The sequence below is a fragment of the Streptomyces melanosporofaciens genome (assembly GCF_900105695.1).
GTDB lineage: Bacteria > Actinomycetota > Actinomycetes > Streptomycetales > Streptomycetaceae > Streptomyces > Streptomyces antimycoticus.
The window spans coordinates 6,788,995-6,802,039 of sequence record NZ_FNST01000002.1 but is presented as its reverse complement, the minus strand read 5'-3'; the positions used below and the strand labels follow the sequence as shown (position 1 = coordinate 6,802,039).

Here is a 13,045-nt window from a genome sequence, read left to right as displayed (position 1 = left end):
CCGGTCTCAGGTGTCCTGGTACGCCTCGCCGCCGAGTTCCAGCGCGGCGGTGCCGGCGGTGGCGTCCGCCAGCCAGTCGCGGAAGGCGTCCACATCGGCCTCGGGCAGGCCCAGTTCGATGGTCACGGCCTCGGCGTAACGCACCTCCCGGACCGCCCGCCCCGTCGCCCGCAGATCGTTCTCCAGCTTTCCGGCCCGCTGGTGGTCGACGGTGACGGTCACCAGCCGGAACCGCTGCCGGGTGACCGTGCCCAGCGTGTCGAGCGCTTCGCCGACCGCACCGCCATAGGCCCGGATCAGACCGCCCGCGCCGAGCTTCACGCCGCCGTAGTAGCGGGTGACGACGGCCACCGCGTACCGGACCTCGCGGCGCAGCAGCATCTGCAGCATCGGCACCCCGGCCGTACCGCCCGGCTCCCCGTCGTCGCTCGCCTTCTGCACACCGCCGTCCGCGCCGATGACATAGGCGAAGCAGTTGTGGGTGGCGGTGGGGTGCTCCTTCCTGACGCGCTGGATGACGTCCTGCGCCTCCTGCTCGGTCGCGGCGGGCGCGAGCGTGCAGAGGAAGCGCGATCTGTTGATCTCGATCTCGTGCACGCCCTCGCGCGCGACCGTCCGGTACCGCTCCTGCATCAGGCCACCCTATGTCCCGGCCCGTGTGCGCTGAATCACGCGCGTGCGGTCACCGACAGCCCTGGTCGCATGCGTACGGTCACCGACGGGCCTGGTCGCGCGTGTACGGTCGCGCGCCGGTCCCGCCGTACCGTCCTGGCTCACCCTTTTTCGCCGCGGCCGAACCGGGCCGGCCTGTGCAACGGCCCCCACTCGCCCCGCTGGCGGGCCACCACGTCCTCGGCTTCGGCGATCACGCTCTCGGCGATCCAGGCGACGGGCTCCACATCGCGGACCAGGGGTTCGTTGTCCGGCCCCCGGCCGGACTCCTCCCCCTTGAGCACCCAGGGGTGGACATCGGCGGGGCCCTGGTCGTCGTCCCGGAGGTGGATGTAGTCGCACAGCCGCCGGGCGACCCAGAGGGTCGTGGGCAGATCCTTCGCCCATTCCTCGAAGACCAGAGGGTTGGCCGACAGGCCCGGCAGCTTGGTGCCGGTGAGCCCGTCCCTGCTGGCCGCGCTCCCCTCCAGGTCCGCCTGAGGCCCTCGTGACCAGCGGACGAAGACCGGAGGGCCCTGCTCGATCAACTCCACGAGCTGGTGCAGAGTGGTGTAGGTGGGGAGTGTCTGGTCTGGCATGATCGCCCTTGAGTACCCGCAGCCGTCGCCGCCAATCGCCCGCCCCCCATCAGGCGGACGCCGCCCGGCCGCGCTGTCGCGCGGGGAGGGGCGGCGCACCGCGGGAAGGGGCGGCGATATCCAGGTCAGCGGCCCAGGGCCTTGGCCAGCTGGTCCTTGGTCATGTTCGAGCGGCCCTCGATGCCGCGCTGCTTGGCCTCGTTGTACAGCTGGTCGCGCGTCGGGCCCTTGGGACCCGTCCGGTTGCCGGAACGCTGGCCGCCACGCTGCGGCGCGGACTTCCGGTCCTGGGTCGAGGTCTTGCTGGCGGACTTGGACTCGCCCGCGCGGGCGCGCTCCTTGTTCACCGTACGGGCGGCCATTTCCTTCGCCCGGCCGGTCGAGGCACCCCGCTGCTCGGCGCCTTCCTTGATGTGCTCGTACTGCCGTTCACGCTTACGGCTGGATCCTGCGGGCATGGTCTCTTCCTCTCCTTCCGCCCCCTCGGTCGGTCGCGGTCGGCGGTTGATGGTTGCCGAACGCATGAGTCGGGTTCCCCCCACGTCCGCCCCTATAACCAGCATGCGTCTCCTGGGCGTCGGCCGGATGCCGTGCGGGGTGCGCATATGGGATTGGTCTTTCGGCAGTGTCCGCCGGTCCACGGTTTTCGTAAGGTCACCTCTGCGAGTCGGCTGATCACGCAGGTGGGGGACATGACGACACACAGAACCGGATTCACCGGCCGCCCGGGAGCCCGCTGGAGCGGGCACCTTCCGCTCGCGGCCACCGTCGCCGCCGCCGGGTTGAGCGTGATCAGTCTGTGGTGGGTGGTGCCCACGGCGCTGTGCGCCTTCGTGGCGGGGTGGCGGCCCGGGCGGACGTGGTCCACGGCGGTGGGGCTGATCGGGGTGGTCGCGGGCGCTGTGGTGGCGGTCGCCGCGGTGCCGTCCTGGATCACCTGGGCCGACCGCTTCGTGGCGGTGGTGGCGGGGGCGGTCGTACTGCCGTGGTTCGTGGGGCGGTTCTGCCGTCAGTACCGGGAATTGGTCCGGGCGGGGTGGGAGCGGGCCGCGCGGCTGGAGCGCGAGCAGCGGCTGATCGCCGAGCAGGCCCGGCTGCGGGAACGGGCCCGTATCGCCCAGGACATGCACGACGTCCTGGGCCATGAGCTCAGTCTGATCGCCCTCTCGGCCGGGGCCCTCAAGCTGGCGCCCGGGTTGGCGGACGGCCACCGGGACGCCGCCCGGGACATCAGGGCCAGGGCGGCGGCCGCCGTGGACCGGCTCGGCGAGGTGATCGGCGTCCTGCGCCAGGAGCCGGACGGAGCGCCGCCGGAGCCGGGCGGCGCCGGGGTGGCGGAGCTGGTCGAGCGGGCGTCGGCGTCGGGGCTCACGGTCCGGCTGCGGACCGACGGCGAGCCCGGCGAACTGCCGGCGGACGTGGAGCGCGCCGTGCACCGTGTGGTGCGAGAAGCGCTGACCAACGTGGCCAAGCACGCCCCCGGCGCGGAGGCGGCCGTGCGGGTCCGGCATACGGCGGAGGAGACCGAGGTCCGGGTGGCGAACGGCCCCGCGCCCACCGCCGTGGCCGTCCGCTCCGGCGGCGCGGGCTTCGGTCTGATCGGCCTGGACGAGCGCGTCGGGCTGGCGGGCGGCACGTTCGGCTACGGCCCCGAGTCGGGCGGTTTCGCCGTCCGCGCCACGTTTCCCCGTACCCCCGCGCCGCGGCGAGCGGCACAGGCCACGCCCCATGCGCCCGACGGCACCGATGCCCCCGGCAGCGCGGACGGCGCGGTGGCGGATGACCACCGGCGCGCCCGCCGCCGGCTCGGCCGCACCCTGGTCGCGGCCGTCATGGTGCCCCTGGTCGCGGGCGCCCTGCTGATCGGGGCGCTGCGGGTGTGGGACACCCTGAGGGCCCGGGAGTCGGTGCTGGCACCGGACGACTACGCCCGGCTGCGCATCGGACAGGACCGTGACCGGATCACGGAGTATCTGCCCGAGCGCCAGACCGGCCACCGGCCCACGGCGGCCGAACCGAGGGGAGCCGGTCTTGACTGCGAGTACTACGCGATGACGGCCGATCCCTTCGACGACCGGTCCGGGGACGTGTACCGGCTGTGCTTCCGGCACGACACCCTGGTGACCGCCGACGCCTTCACCGGGAAGGGTGTCCGATGATCCGGGTCCTGATCGCCGACGACGAGCCGATGATCCGCGCGGGCATCCGGGCCGTGCTCACCACCGATCCGGACATCACCGTGGTCGCCGAGGCCGGCGACGGCCACCAGGCGGTGGAGCTGGTACACCGCCACCGCCCCCGGGTGGCGGTGCTGGACATCCGCATGCCCGGCACCGGCGGTATCGAGGCCGCCCGGGAGATCCACCGGACGGCGCCGGCCACCGGCGTCATCATGCTGACCACCTTCGGCGAGGACGACTACATCCTCCAGGCGCTGAGCGGCGGCGCCACGGGCTTCCTCATCAAGTCCGGTGAGCCCGCGGAGCTGATCGCGGGGGTGCGCGCGGTGGCCGATGGCGCCGCCTATCTGTCACCGAAGGTCGCGGCCCGCGTCGTGGCGCATCTCGCCTCCGGTGGCGCGGGGGCCCTGGCCGACCGCCGCACCGCCGCCCGCGAGCGGGTCGGCGCCCTGACCGCCCGGGAGCGTGAGGTGCTGGCCCACCTCGGTGGCGGGCTGTCCAACGGCCAGATCGCCCGTCGGCTCCATGTGGTGGAGGGAACGGTCAAGGCCCATGTGAGCTCGATCCTGGCCCGGCTGGGTGTGGAGAACCGGGCGGCCGCCGCCGTGGTGGCCCATGAGGCCGGGATCCTTCCCCCACCGGCGTCCGAACAGCGCTGACACCGCCCGAGCGGCCGGACGACTCGCCACGACCAGCGTCGCCACCACCACGGCGGCGCCCAGGAGCGCACCGGCGGCCACATCGTGCGGATAGTGCACCCCCACCGCCACCCGCAACAGCGCGGCCACTCCCGCCAACGGCAGCGCCACGGCGGCGAGACGGGGCCTGAGCACCGCCAGCCCGACCGCGATGCCGGTGGCCAGGGTGGCGTGGTTGCTCGGAAACGACCAGTCCCCCGCCTCGGGGCACTCCGCCAACGCCGCGACTCCCCGTACCGCCCGGCACGGCCGTTCCTCGTCCACCACCAGCTTCACCGCCTCGCTGACCACGTAGGCGGCCACGGTGCCGATACCGGTGAGGACGACTCCGGCCACGCCGGAGGCGTCCGCGCGCCGGAAGGCCGACCACCCCGTCCACAGCAGCAGCAGCCCCAGCGCCACCAGCGTGCCCGCGGTGGCCACCTCCAGCAGCGGCCCCGCCCACGAGGGCGCCCCGGCGACCGCATCGGTCACCTCGCGGTACACCGACGCCGAGGCGCCGTGCGTGACCTCCACCCGATCCGCGTCGCCCAGCCCACCGGGCGACAGCCACATCACCGCTCCCGCCCCGGCGGCGCACAGTGCCACCGAGGCCGGCAACCGACGGCCGAAGCCGTATCGCGTCCTTGATTCCATGGCCAGTGACCGTAGGAACGGCGAAGGCCCGCCACCTCTGGCGAACGGCGAAGGCGAACACCTGACCTTCGTCGGGGTTGACACCCCGGCGGGCTCACGGAAGCGCCGCGTCGGCCCGTCATGTCACCAGGGCACGACACCCCCGTCGTCGAAGAAGCCGCCGCGCGGCCCGTCGTCCGGCAGGGTGGCGAGCCGGATCGCTGTCGCGGCACCCTGCTCGGGCGTCCGCGGCGCGTTGAAGCCGGTGAAGTCGGTCGCGACATAGCCCGGGCAGGCGGCGTTCACGATGACGTTCGTGTCGGCGAGTCGGCGGGCGTACTGTGCCGTGACGCTGTTGAGCATGGACTTCGACGGTGCGTACGCGGCCATGATCGGGCCGGTCTGCAGCGTCAGCGAGCCCATGTTGCTCGACATGTTGACGATGCGCGGCGCGTCCGCGCGGCGGAGCAGCGGGAGCATCGCGTTCGTCACCCGGACGACCCCGAATACGTTGGTGTCGAGGACGGTGCGCACGACGTCGAGGTCGAGCGTCGTCGGATCTTGTGCGTCCCCGTCGGTCCGGCCGCCGATGCCCGCGTTGTTGACGAGCACGTCGAGCCGTCCTGCCGTCTCCTCGATTGCCGCCGCTGCCGCCGCGACGCTGTCATCGGAGGTGACGTCGAGCGCGACCCCCAACGCGTCGATGTCCGCGGCACGCAGACGCTCCACGGCCTCCTTGCGCCTGACATCGTCGCGGGCGCCCACCGCGACCGTGAAGCCGATCGCTCCGAGACCCTGTGCGATGGCGAAGCCAATTCCCTTGTTCGCGCCGGTGACCAGCGCGATCTTCGTGTTGTTCACCCGATCCATGCTCGACGCCTCGCGCACTCGCTGTCCAAGACCGATGGGGCAGGCTGTGATACTCGCCGGGTATCAGTCGGTAGGCTCCATCCGTGGACGATCTCGAGACCCGTCAGCTCCGCTACTTCGTCGCCGTCGCCGAGGAACTGCACTTCGGGCGGGCCGCCGATCGGCTCGGGATCGCGCAACCGCCGCTCTCCCGCGCGATCCGCCGGCTGGAGCAGCGGCTCGGTGTCCGGCTCCTCGACCGGGACCGTCGTGGAGTGGCGCTCACCGACGCCGGCAGGGTGCTGCTCCGGGAGGCCAACGTGTCCCTCGACGCGGTCGCGGCCGCCGCGCGCCGGACGCGGCGTGCCGCGGATCCGAAGCGTCCGCTGGTGCTCGTGACGAAGGCCGGAGCCTCCCACGAGCTGCTGCAACGGCTCCTCGACGCGCTGGCGAGCGAACCCGGTGCGGCACCGGTCGAGGTCCTCCTGTGTGAGGTCGGCGAGCAGGCAGGACTCCTGCGCGACGGGCGCGCCGACGTGGCACTGATGCACCGGCCGTTCGACGACCTCGCCGGGTTCGACACCGAGGACCTCCACACCGAAGGCCAGATCGCGCTCCTTCCCGCGGGGCATCCGCTCGCGTCACGCGATCAGCTCACGCTGGCGGAGGTCCGCGATGTGCCGGACCTGCCGATCGCTCGATGGCCCCGGCTCGACGGGACCTATCCGGACGGGCCCGGTCCGGAGGTGCACACCCAGTCACAGCTCGCCCAGCTCGTGGCGCTCGGCAGGACGCTGCTCGTCATCCCGGCCTCCAGCCGCGCCTGGCAGTGGCCCGATCACGTCGCGGTGCCCGTCGTCGACGCGCCGGACGTCACCACGGTGATCGCCTGGCCACCCAGCAGTCGCTCCCCGGCGGTCGCCTCCCTCGTCCGCTCGGCGGCCGGGCTCCACGGCACCACGCTGCCCGCGTCCGCGCGCTGAGAACCTCCTTACGCCGACTCGTTCGTCATCTCGCCGCCGGCGGTTCATCAGATAGTGCGAACTGGTGCTTGTCACTCTGTGGGGTCGGATGGGGCTCTCATACGCTCTGTCGCGTCGTCCCAAAGGGGGCGGCATCCGTCGCGCGCTGCCCGCGTCCCGACCGCTCCGGCCGTCTGCGCCGGCGCGGATCGCGTTCTGGCAGTTCACATGTGGAGGGGACATGACCTCGGCTCTTTGAACGTCACGCAGATGCAGTTGGAAAACATCAGCGCGACCGTCGTCGACGCCGTCACCGGACAGCCCGTCCGCGGTGTGCAGGTCCATTTCTACGCCGTCGGCGGCCGACTGCTGGGGACGGCCTACACGAACTACAGCGGCATCGCCGCGATCGCCGCATCAGAGAACCTCGGCCCCGGCACGGTCCAGGAACTGCTGGCCGGATACGACGCCGTGCTGATCGGGGACGACATCCACACCCCTGCCTCCGCTCACGGAGCGATCACCGTCGGAGACGACTTCGTGCCCCTCCGAAGTGTGCTTTTCAGTGACCGCACGCTCAAGCGGGACGTGCTCCCGGTCGACTGGAGCCGGTAGGGGTGCGGTTCTTCCGTCGGCGGTCTCGGGCGGCCGACCACAGCGCCCCGCCTCGGCCCTCGGCCGAAGCGCGGGAGAGCGGCGGTGTGGCCCCGGTCGGCGCGGTCAACGGCTACGCGGTCCTGCGGACCGTGGCCGCGCTGCCCGTCAGCACCTGGCGCTACCACTGGGAGCCCGAAAGCGTGCGTCACCTCGGACCGATGGCCCAGGACTGGCACGCTGCCTTCGGCTTCAACCAGGACGACACCACAATCCCCGTCATCGACGGCCTCGGCGTCGCCCTGGTGTGCATCCAGGCGCTGCACCGCCGCGTGGAAGAACTCACGGCCGAAGTGGACCGTCTACGGGAGGCCGCGAGCGGGAACGAGTCCGAGGCCGTGCCGTAAGCGTTCACGCATCACCGCTTTGTCAGAGCCTGTCCCGCGTACGGCAGCCGGATGTGATCCACGGCACATAGATTGCGCGAGAAACCCGCGTAAGGACTCCGCCGATGCGCCCTCTCCATGGCAGGCCCCGCCAAAAACCACGCGCGGGCCCCACCACTTGGGAGGGCTTACTCATGGGCGGTCAGATGGACCAGCGGACAGCGCTGTTGCTGCTGGCGGGCGGTGGCTCTGTGTACGTCGCATTCGAACATCCTTCCTTCGGCACCGCTGTCTTGGTCGGCGTCGGTGTGGTGACGCTGCTGCACCTTCTGCTGAAGGACCACTGACCCGTGCCTCCGGTTTGGCTGATCCTCTCCGCCAGGTCGCCCACACCGTGCTGGTCACGGTTCGAGTTCGAGGCAGAGCCCGACCTGGTGTCCGCCCGCTCGGTTCTGGAGGGCGATCGTGGTGGCCTCGCCGATCGGTGCGACGGCGGTGGCGGGGGCGGCCACCAACTGCTGTCGAAGCTCAGGCTCTGGTCCACTTCGTGTGGTCGCGTACACCCGGTGACTGTTGATCTTCGCCTCCTGGCGGGTCCAGTGGTCGTAGGGCGGTCAGTGCTCCCATGACTGGCCGGCCGCGCATGAACCTGGCTCCTCTCATCAGGCCCCTTGGAATTGAACGTCTAGGCTGGCGCGGTGACTGATGAGCAGGAGTGGGTGCGGCCGTCGGGCGTGTGGGCCACGGCGGTGGGGGTGGCCAGGGTGCGGGCGCTGGAGACCGAGCGGGAGAACGCGCTGTTCCGCGACCCACTGGCACAGGCATTCGCCGCCGCCGGCGGCCTGTGGCCCTCCTCGCCGCCGCTGCCCGATGACGAAGCGGCGCGACGCCGCCGACGGGCCGTGTCGTACTCCATCGTCATCAGGACGAAGTTCCTCGACGACCTGTTGCAGCAGGCCTCCGCGTCCGGAGTCCGGCAGGTCGTGCTGCTCGGCGCCGGCATGGACAGCCGGGCCTTCCGAATCGACTGGCCCGAGGGCACCCGGCTGTTCGAGGTCGACACTGCCGCGCCACTGGACTTCAAGGCTTCGGTGCTGCGCCGGGAGCGGGCCGTCGCACGCTGCGAGCGGATCACCGTCGCGGTGGATCTGCGTGCGGACTGGCCAGGCGCGCTGGCCGCCGCCGGGCACGACCCGACCGTGCCGACCGCGTGGATCGCCGAAGGACTACTGATCTATCTGCCCCAGGACGCGGTGGAGCTACTGCTGACCCGGATCAGCACGCAGTCGGCGGCAGGCAGCCGGATGGGGCTGACATTGGGCTCGCGCGGCGTGATCGAGCGCTTCGGCGCGGACGCCGCGCCGGGATCGGCGGCGTCCATGTGGGTCTCGGAGATGCCCGACGACCCGGTGGGCTGGCTGGCCGGGCACGGCTGGGAGGCCGACAGCCACACCCTGCGCGAGCGCGCTGCCGCCTACGGCCGTCCGATCAGCACCCCGGCGCAGCGCGAGGAGCGGCCCGGCGGACTGATCTCGGCGGTCCGCCGGTAGAGCGCCTCCCGGTTCCCTACACCGAACTGGCGGCCTATCTGTCCCGCTGGTCTGCGTGAAGACAGCGTCCTGGGCCGTCCCTGCACCGTTTACGCGCTGAGCAGCGACGACTTCGCCGCACGTGAAAACCGAACACCCGAGTAACATCGGTGCGGCTCACCCGCATGGACTGGCTTGGGTGAGACGCGTGGACTCGGTTCGTCGAGGCCTGGCGTTTGGGAATCCTTCGAATGTGCTGCCTGTTGTGCCGAAAACAGGTCCTTTCTCCCGCCCGTAGGAGGCAAGCATGTATGGCGACCCGTCGACGGTCCGCAAGATCCTCACCGAGCTGGGCGACACCTGGGCCGTCGTGGGCCTGTCGACGAACGAGCGGCGTGCCGCCTACGGCGTCGCCGACATCCTCCAGCGCTTCGGCAAGCGCATCGTGCCCGTGCACCCGAAGGCCGAGACGGTGCACGGCGAGCGGGGCTACGCCTCGCTCGCCGAAATCCCCTTCCCGGTGGGGACAGTGTCGTGAGGTCGTGATCCAACACTTAGGACGAGACGAGGGTCGATGTGGCCTTCGATTCGGAGGGGTGGCAAAGCACCAGCGGCCGGCACCGGGGTGGCCTTCTCGTCCGCCAGGAGCTCCATGGTCTCCTGCCACAGCCCCGTAGCCACCCAACGGTGGTAGCGAGACTGGAAGCCAGTCGTCGGCCACGGAGTCCCTGTGCGCGCCTTATGCAAGATCGCTTCCAAGACACTTCGATCGGGGAGCCGGTCGTTGCGCTTGCGCTGGTGCGCGGCAGCCAGAATCGGCTCGACCCTCGTCCATCCTTCCTCCGTGAGGATGGGCACAGGCCGGTTCCGTTCGCGGAACCACCGTGTGAGTGAGCAGTCCGCCTTACGGACTTTCGGCAGGGGTCCCGTGATCGTGACGCGCACATCCAACAGATCAAGAATCTCCGTCTGCTGCTCGGGCGACATACCATGCAAACGCGTCCGTGCCAGGCCAGCCAGGGCTTGGAGATCCCGGGCTCGCTGCCTGGCCGCCTCCGTCTCCGCTTGCCAGGCTTGGACCTCAGCACGCATCTTGACCAGCTGTGCCCGCCCCTCATCGAGCGTCTTGGTCGCCTTGGTAATGGCTTCCATCGAGTTCGCCTGCTTCGCGGCCACGACCATTACCGCAGCGATAGCCGCGTCCCGGGCCTCGATTTGCTTGTCCAGGTCGGCGATGCGCTGCGCATAGTTGATCTTGCTTCCGGCAGCCAACCCTGCCCAGTCCTCGGACATAGCACGGAGCCGTCCGGGGGTACCAAGCAGAGCGCAGACCTCGCTCCAGACTCGCTGCTCCAGCGCGCCCGCATGGACTCGGGGGCAGCAGCAAGTGGGAGTTTGTGCATATTTTTCGATCTTTCCGCTGCAACGGTAGACTCGCTCGGACGCCTCTTTGAGGCGGAATCCGGTGTAATGGGCACCACAGAGGCCGAAGAAGCGTCTGGAAGCGGATACGGCTGCTTCTGCTTCTTCAGACCCTCCCCTCTTCGATTGCGAGCCATGGCAGCTCGCAATTGTTTCGCCTCATCAGGTGTAAACACGGGCTCTAGGGCGATATTGACAGTCTCTCCGTGGAGTGGAGTACCATCAATACCGAGGTGGAGTACCATCAATACCGAGCTTGGCTCGCTTTGGATTGCGAAAGATCACGACTGGGTCCGACGTGGCGTCCACCAACCGTGACCAAAGATTTCTATTGGACCACGGTTTCCCGGATCGAGTGTAGCGCCCCACCGCATTGAGCCGAATGGCAGCCTGACGGACGTTGAGACCATCGACAACAATCAGTGCATGGGCGAGATGCAGCACATCGAACTCATGCGGCTGTCCGCATCCGCATGTTTCGTCACACCGATCCAGGACGACTCGGGACAGTCCTCGCTTGCCTGGGTTCTCAACGCGATACCCGTACCGGGGCCGGCCTCCGGTAAGGCCACCATCTTCCGCTTTCTCTCGGATGCCACCCTGGGTGCGCTGACGAATGCGCCCATACTCCTTGAAGGCGAAATTCGCCTCCTCTCTCATTGCCTCCTTCCCCGACTCGGTGGTGTTATCGATGTCCTTCTTCGCGTCCGCTACGTAGATCCCGAGGTCTTCCAATTCCCAGACCCAACGCCAGAACGCACGGTCCGTACGACCGATCGCCCGTGATTCAGATACCACCACCACGTCGAAGGGGCGCGGCACTTGGCGCGCCTGCCCCATCAACCGACGCCCCCTTCCACTCACCCTGCCTATTCCGGCCGATGCCCTGGTGGTGAACCGTCATGCCCGCTCTGCCCCGCCCCGCCTCCGGCCCCGGCTCGCGTTACACCGCGCGCGCCGCACTCACCCGGCCCCGGCCCACATCAGTACGGCACCGCACGGACCCTGCTGCCCTCACCCGCAGCCTCACCGCCCGCGACCTGTGGATCACCGCCATGGTCCACGAACACCGCGTCCTGACCACCACACAGATCGCCCGCATCGCCTTCACCAGCCAACGCTCCGCCCAACGGCGCCTGCGCGTCCTCCACCACCACGCCGTCCTGGACTCCTTCCGCCCCCTGACCCAGCACGGCTCCGCACCCGAGCACTACACCCTCGGCCCCACCGGCGTCAGCGTCATCGCCGCCCACGCCGCATGCGAACCCGCGACCCTCGGCTGGCGCCCCACCACCATCGGCCGCATCGCCTACTCCCCATCCCTCGGCCACGACATCGGCGTCAACGAACTCCTCACCCACCTCGCCGCCCCCACCCCAAACGCCACCCACAGCCGCCTGACGCTATGGCTGTCCGAACGGTCCTGCGCCAGACGCTGGGACGACATGATCCGCCCCGACGCCTACGCCCACTGGCACGACCCCGACCCCATCACAACCGACGCGGACAACCCGGTCCTGCTGCCGTTCTTCCTCGAATACGACACCGGCTCCCAGCCCCTGCCCCGCGTCGAAGCCAAACTCGCCGGCTACGCCGCCTTCACCACCTCCACCAACACCCGCCCCGCCCTCCTCATCCACACCCGCACCGCCTCCCGCGACCGCGCCACCCCACGCGGGAGACCCCACCATGCCAACCACCACCAACACCACAACCACCCCCAACCAACCCGACCCCCCTCAGCTATCCGGCGCCACCACCGCCGTATGGGCCGCACTGAACAACCAACCCGGCACCACCAGCACCACCCTCGCCCAGGCCGCCGGTACCGGCCAGTCCACCACGACCAAGGCCCTCCGCCACCTCGAACAGACCGGCCTCGCCCACCGAGAGAGCGCCGCTCCCGATGGCAGCGGCCGCCCCGTCAACTACTGGTACCCCACACCCACGCCCACACCCGACCCTGACACCAGCACCTCACCGGACACGACCGACGAGCCGCCGAACGCTGACAACGACGACCACGAGCAACCCACCGAGCACCACGACCACCCCGTGCCCACTGCAGAGCCGTCCGCATCCTCGGACGACACATCAGCACACAGCGGCCCTGATGAAGAAAGGGAGCGGGGTTCTGCGAGCGGACCCCCACATGGAGCAGAAAACGACGATGCGCTGGCGCCCGCGTCCGAGCCTCCGACAAGCAAGGCGGCCTCGGAGGACACAAAGACGGAGGAGACCCAGCCAACCGTCAACCAGAGCGGCTACCGGACCCGCCTCGCCCCTGGCGCCCTGCGCCAGATGGTCATCGGCCACCTCACCGCCCACCCCGACGAAGCCTTCACCGCCACACGCATCAGCCGGATCATTGAGAAAAGTTCCGGCGCCATCGCCAACGCCCTGGTCACCCTGACCAAGCAGGGCATCGCCGAACAGGTCACCGAACGCCCACGCACCTACCGCATCACCACGGCAGCAACCAGGAGCAGCGAGGCATAGACCGGCACGAACGGACCAGCGGCCGGGTACCGCCATTCAGTTGGGGGTACCCGGCACCTAC

The 13,045-nt window shown here is 70.1% G+C and carries 15 protein-coding genes and 2 pseudogenes; 10 read left to right on the top strand and 7 right to left on the bottom strand.

Features of this window, described 5'->3' with window-relative positions:
- Positions 1-6 precede the first annotated feature (6 nt).
- The 3 genes from BLV72_RS32355 to BLV72_RS32345 all read right to left on the bottom strand — a co-directional run bounded on the left by BLV72_RS32355 (position 7) and on the right by BLV72_RS32345 (position 1,708).
- Complete coding sequence (locus BLV72_RS32355) at positions 7-633, bottom strand: YigZ family protein (RefSeq protein WP_093466757.1); 627 nt, start codon at positions 631-633, stop codon at positions 7-9.
- A 140-nt stretch (positions 634-773) separates the two neighbouring features.
- Entirely contained in the window at positions 774-1,250 is a 477-nt protein-coding gene (locus tag BLV72_RS32350; protein WP_093466755.1) for a DUF6098 family protein, read from the bottom strand.
- 125 nt (positions 1,251-1,375) lie between these two features.
- Positions 1,376-1,708 carry a plasmid stabilization protein gene (locus BLV72_RS32345; RefSeq protein WP_093466753.1) on the bottom strand — a complete coding sequence of 111 codons (333 nt, stop codon included), beginning with the start codon at positions 1,706-1,708 and terminating at the stop codon, positions 1,376-1,378.
- 234 nt (positions 1,709-1,942) lie between these two features.
- On the opposite strand from BLV72_RS32345, the gene BLV72_RS32340 reads away from it, so the two are divergent.
- On the top strand, positions 1,943-3,409 hold the full coding sequence (locus BLV72_RS32340) for a sensor histidine kinase (protein WP_093466751.1): 1,467 nt from the start codon (positions 1,943-1,945) through the stop codon (positions 3,407-3,409).
- Complete coding sequence (locus BLV72_RS32335) at positions 3,406-4,089, top strand: response regulator (protein ID WP_093466749.1); 684 nt, start codon at positions 3,406-3,408, stop codon at positions 4,087-4,089. Before BLV72_RS32340 ends, BLV72_RS32335 begins: the two co-directional genes overlap by 4 nt.
- Before the next feature lie 87 nt (positions 4,090-4,176).
- Here the strand turns inward: BLV72_RS32335 and BLV72_RS32330 are convergent.
- Both BLV72_RS32330 and BLV72_RS32325 read right to left on the bottom strand, forming a co-directional pair.
- Positions 4,177-4,683: pseudogene (locus BLV72_RS32330) on the bottom strand (phosphatase PAP2 family protein); the annotation flags it as partial.
- A 204-nt stretch (positions 4,684-4,887) separates the two neighbouring features.
- Positions 4,888-5,613 (bottom strand): SDR family oxidoreductase, encoded by a 726-nt coding sequence (locus tag BLV72_RS32325; protein WP_093470677.1) that lies wholly within the window; start codon positions 5,611-5,613, stop codon positions 4,888-4,890.
- Between the two features lie 83 nt (positions 5,614-5,696).
- On the opposite strand from BLV72_RS32325, the gene BLV72_RS32320 reads away from it, so the two are divergent.
- From BLV72_RS32320 to BLV72_RS32300, 6 genes and pseudogenes are all read left to right on the top strand, one after another.
- Entirely contained in the window at positions 5,697-6,575 is an 879-nt protein-coding gene (locus tag BLV72_RS32320; RefSeq protein WP_093466747.1) for a LysR family transcriptional regulator, read from the top strand.
- A gap of 249 nt (positions 6,576-6,824) precedes the next feature.
- Positions 6,825-7,169, top strand: coding sequence for a hypothetical protein (locus BLV72_RS32315; RefSeq protein WP_244321120.1), 345 nt, complete (start codon positions 6,825-6,827; stop codon positions 7,167-7,169).
- Positions 7,170-7,255: 86 nt separating this feature from the next.
- Positions 7,256-7,555: a tail fiber domain-containing protein gene (locus BLV72_RS32310; RefSeq protein WP_244321119.1), complete on the top strand. Its 300-nt coding sequence runs from the start codon at positions 7,256-7,258 to the stop codon at positions 7,553-7,555.
- A 173-nt stretch (positions 7,556-7,728) separates the two neighbouring features.
- Positions 7,729-7,881, top strand: a complete 153-nt coding sequence (locus BLV72_RS48180; RefSeq protein ID WP_167746433.1) for a hypothetical protein — start codon at positions 7,729-7,731, stop codon at positions 7,879-7,881.
- Positions 7,882-8,232: 351 nt separating this feature from the next.
- The gene (locus tag BLV72_RS32305; RefSeq protein ID WP_093466741.1) at positions 8,233-9,084 is read left to right on the top strand and encodes a class I SAM-dependent methyltransferase; all 852 of its coding nucleotides are present in this window, start codon (positions 8,233-8,235) and stop codon (positions 9,082-9,084) included.
- A gap of 286 nt (positions 9,085-9,370) precedes the next feature.
- Positions 9,371-9,595 (top strand): annotated as a pseudogene (locus BLV72_RS32300) (CoA-binding protein); the annotation flags it as partial.
- Here BLV72_RS32300 and BLV72_RS52155 read toward each other — a convergent pair.
- Both BLV72_RS52155 and BLV72_RS32290 read right to left on the bottom strand, forming a co-directional pair.
- The gene (locus BLV72_RS52155) at positions 9,553-10,635 is read right to left on the bottom strand and encodes a recombinase zinc ribbon domain-containing protein (protein ID WP_425288543.1); all 1,083 of its coding nucleotides are present in this window, start codon (positions 10,633-10,635) and stop codon (positions 9,553-9,555) included. The pseudogene BLV72_RS32300 and the gene BLV72_RS52155 overlap by 43 nt on opposite strands.
- Before the next feature lie 72 nt (positions 10,636-10,707).
- The gene (locus tag BLV72_RS32290; protein WP_280143024.1) at positions 10,708-11,349 is read right to left on the bottom strand and encodes a recombinase family protein; all 642 of its coding nucleotides are present in this window, start codon (positions 11,347-11,349) and stop codon (positions 10,708-10,710) included.
- A 38-nt stretch (positions 11,350-11,387) separates the two neighbouring features.
- On the opposite strand from BLV72_RS32290, the gene BLV72_RS32285 reads away from it, so the two are divergent.
- Positions 11,388-12,452 (top strand): replication-relaxation family protein, encoded by a 1,065-nt coding sequence (locus tag BLV72_RS32285; protein ID WP_093466733.1) that lies wholly within the window; start codon positions 11,388-11,390, stop codon positions 12,450-12,452.
- A gap of 334 nt (positions 12,453-12,786) precedes the next feature.
- Positions 12,787-12,984, top strand: coding sequence for a hypothetical protein (locus BLV72_RS32280; protein ID WP_093466731.1), 198 nt, complete (start codon positions 12,787-12,789; stop codon positions 12,982-12,984).
- Positions 12,985-13,045: the final 61 nt, after the last annotated feature.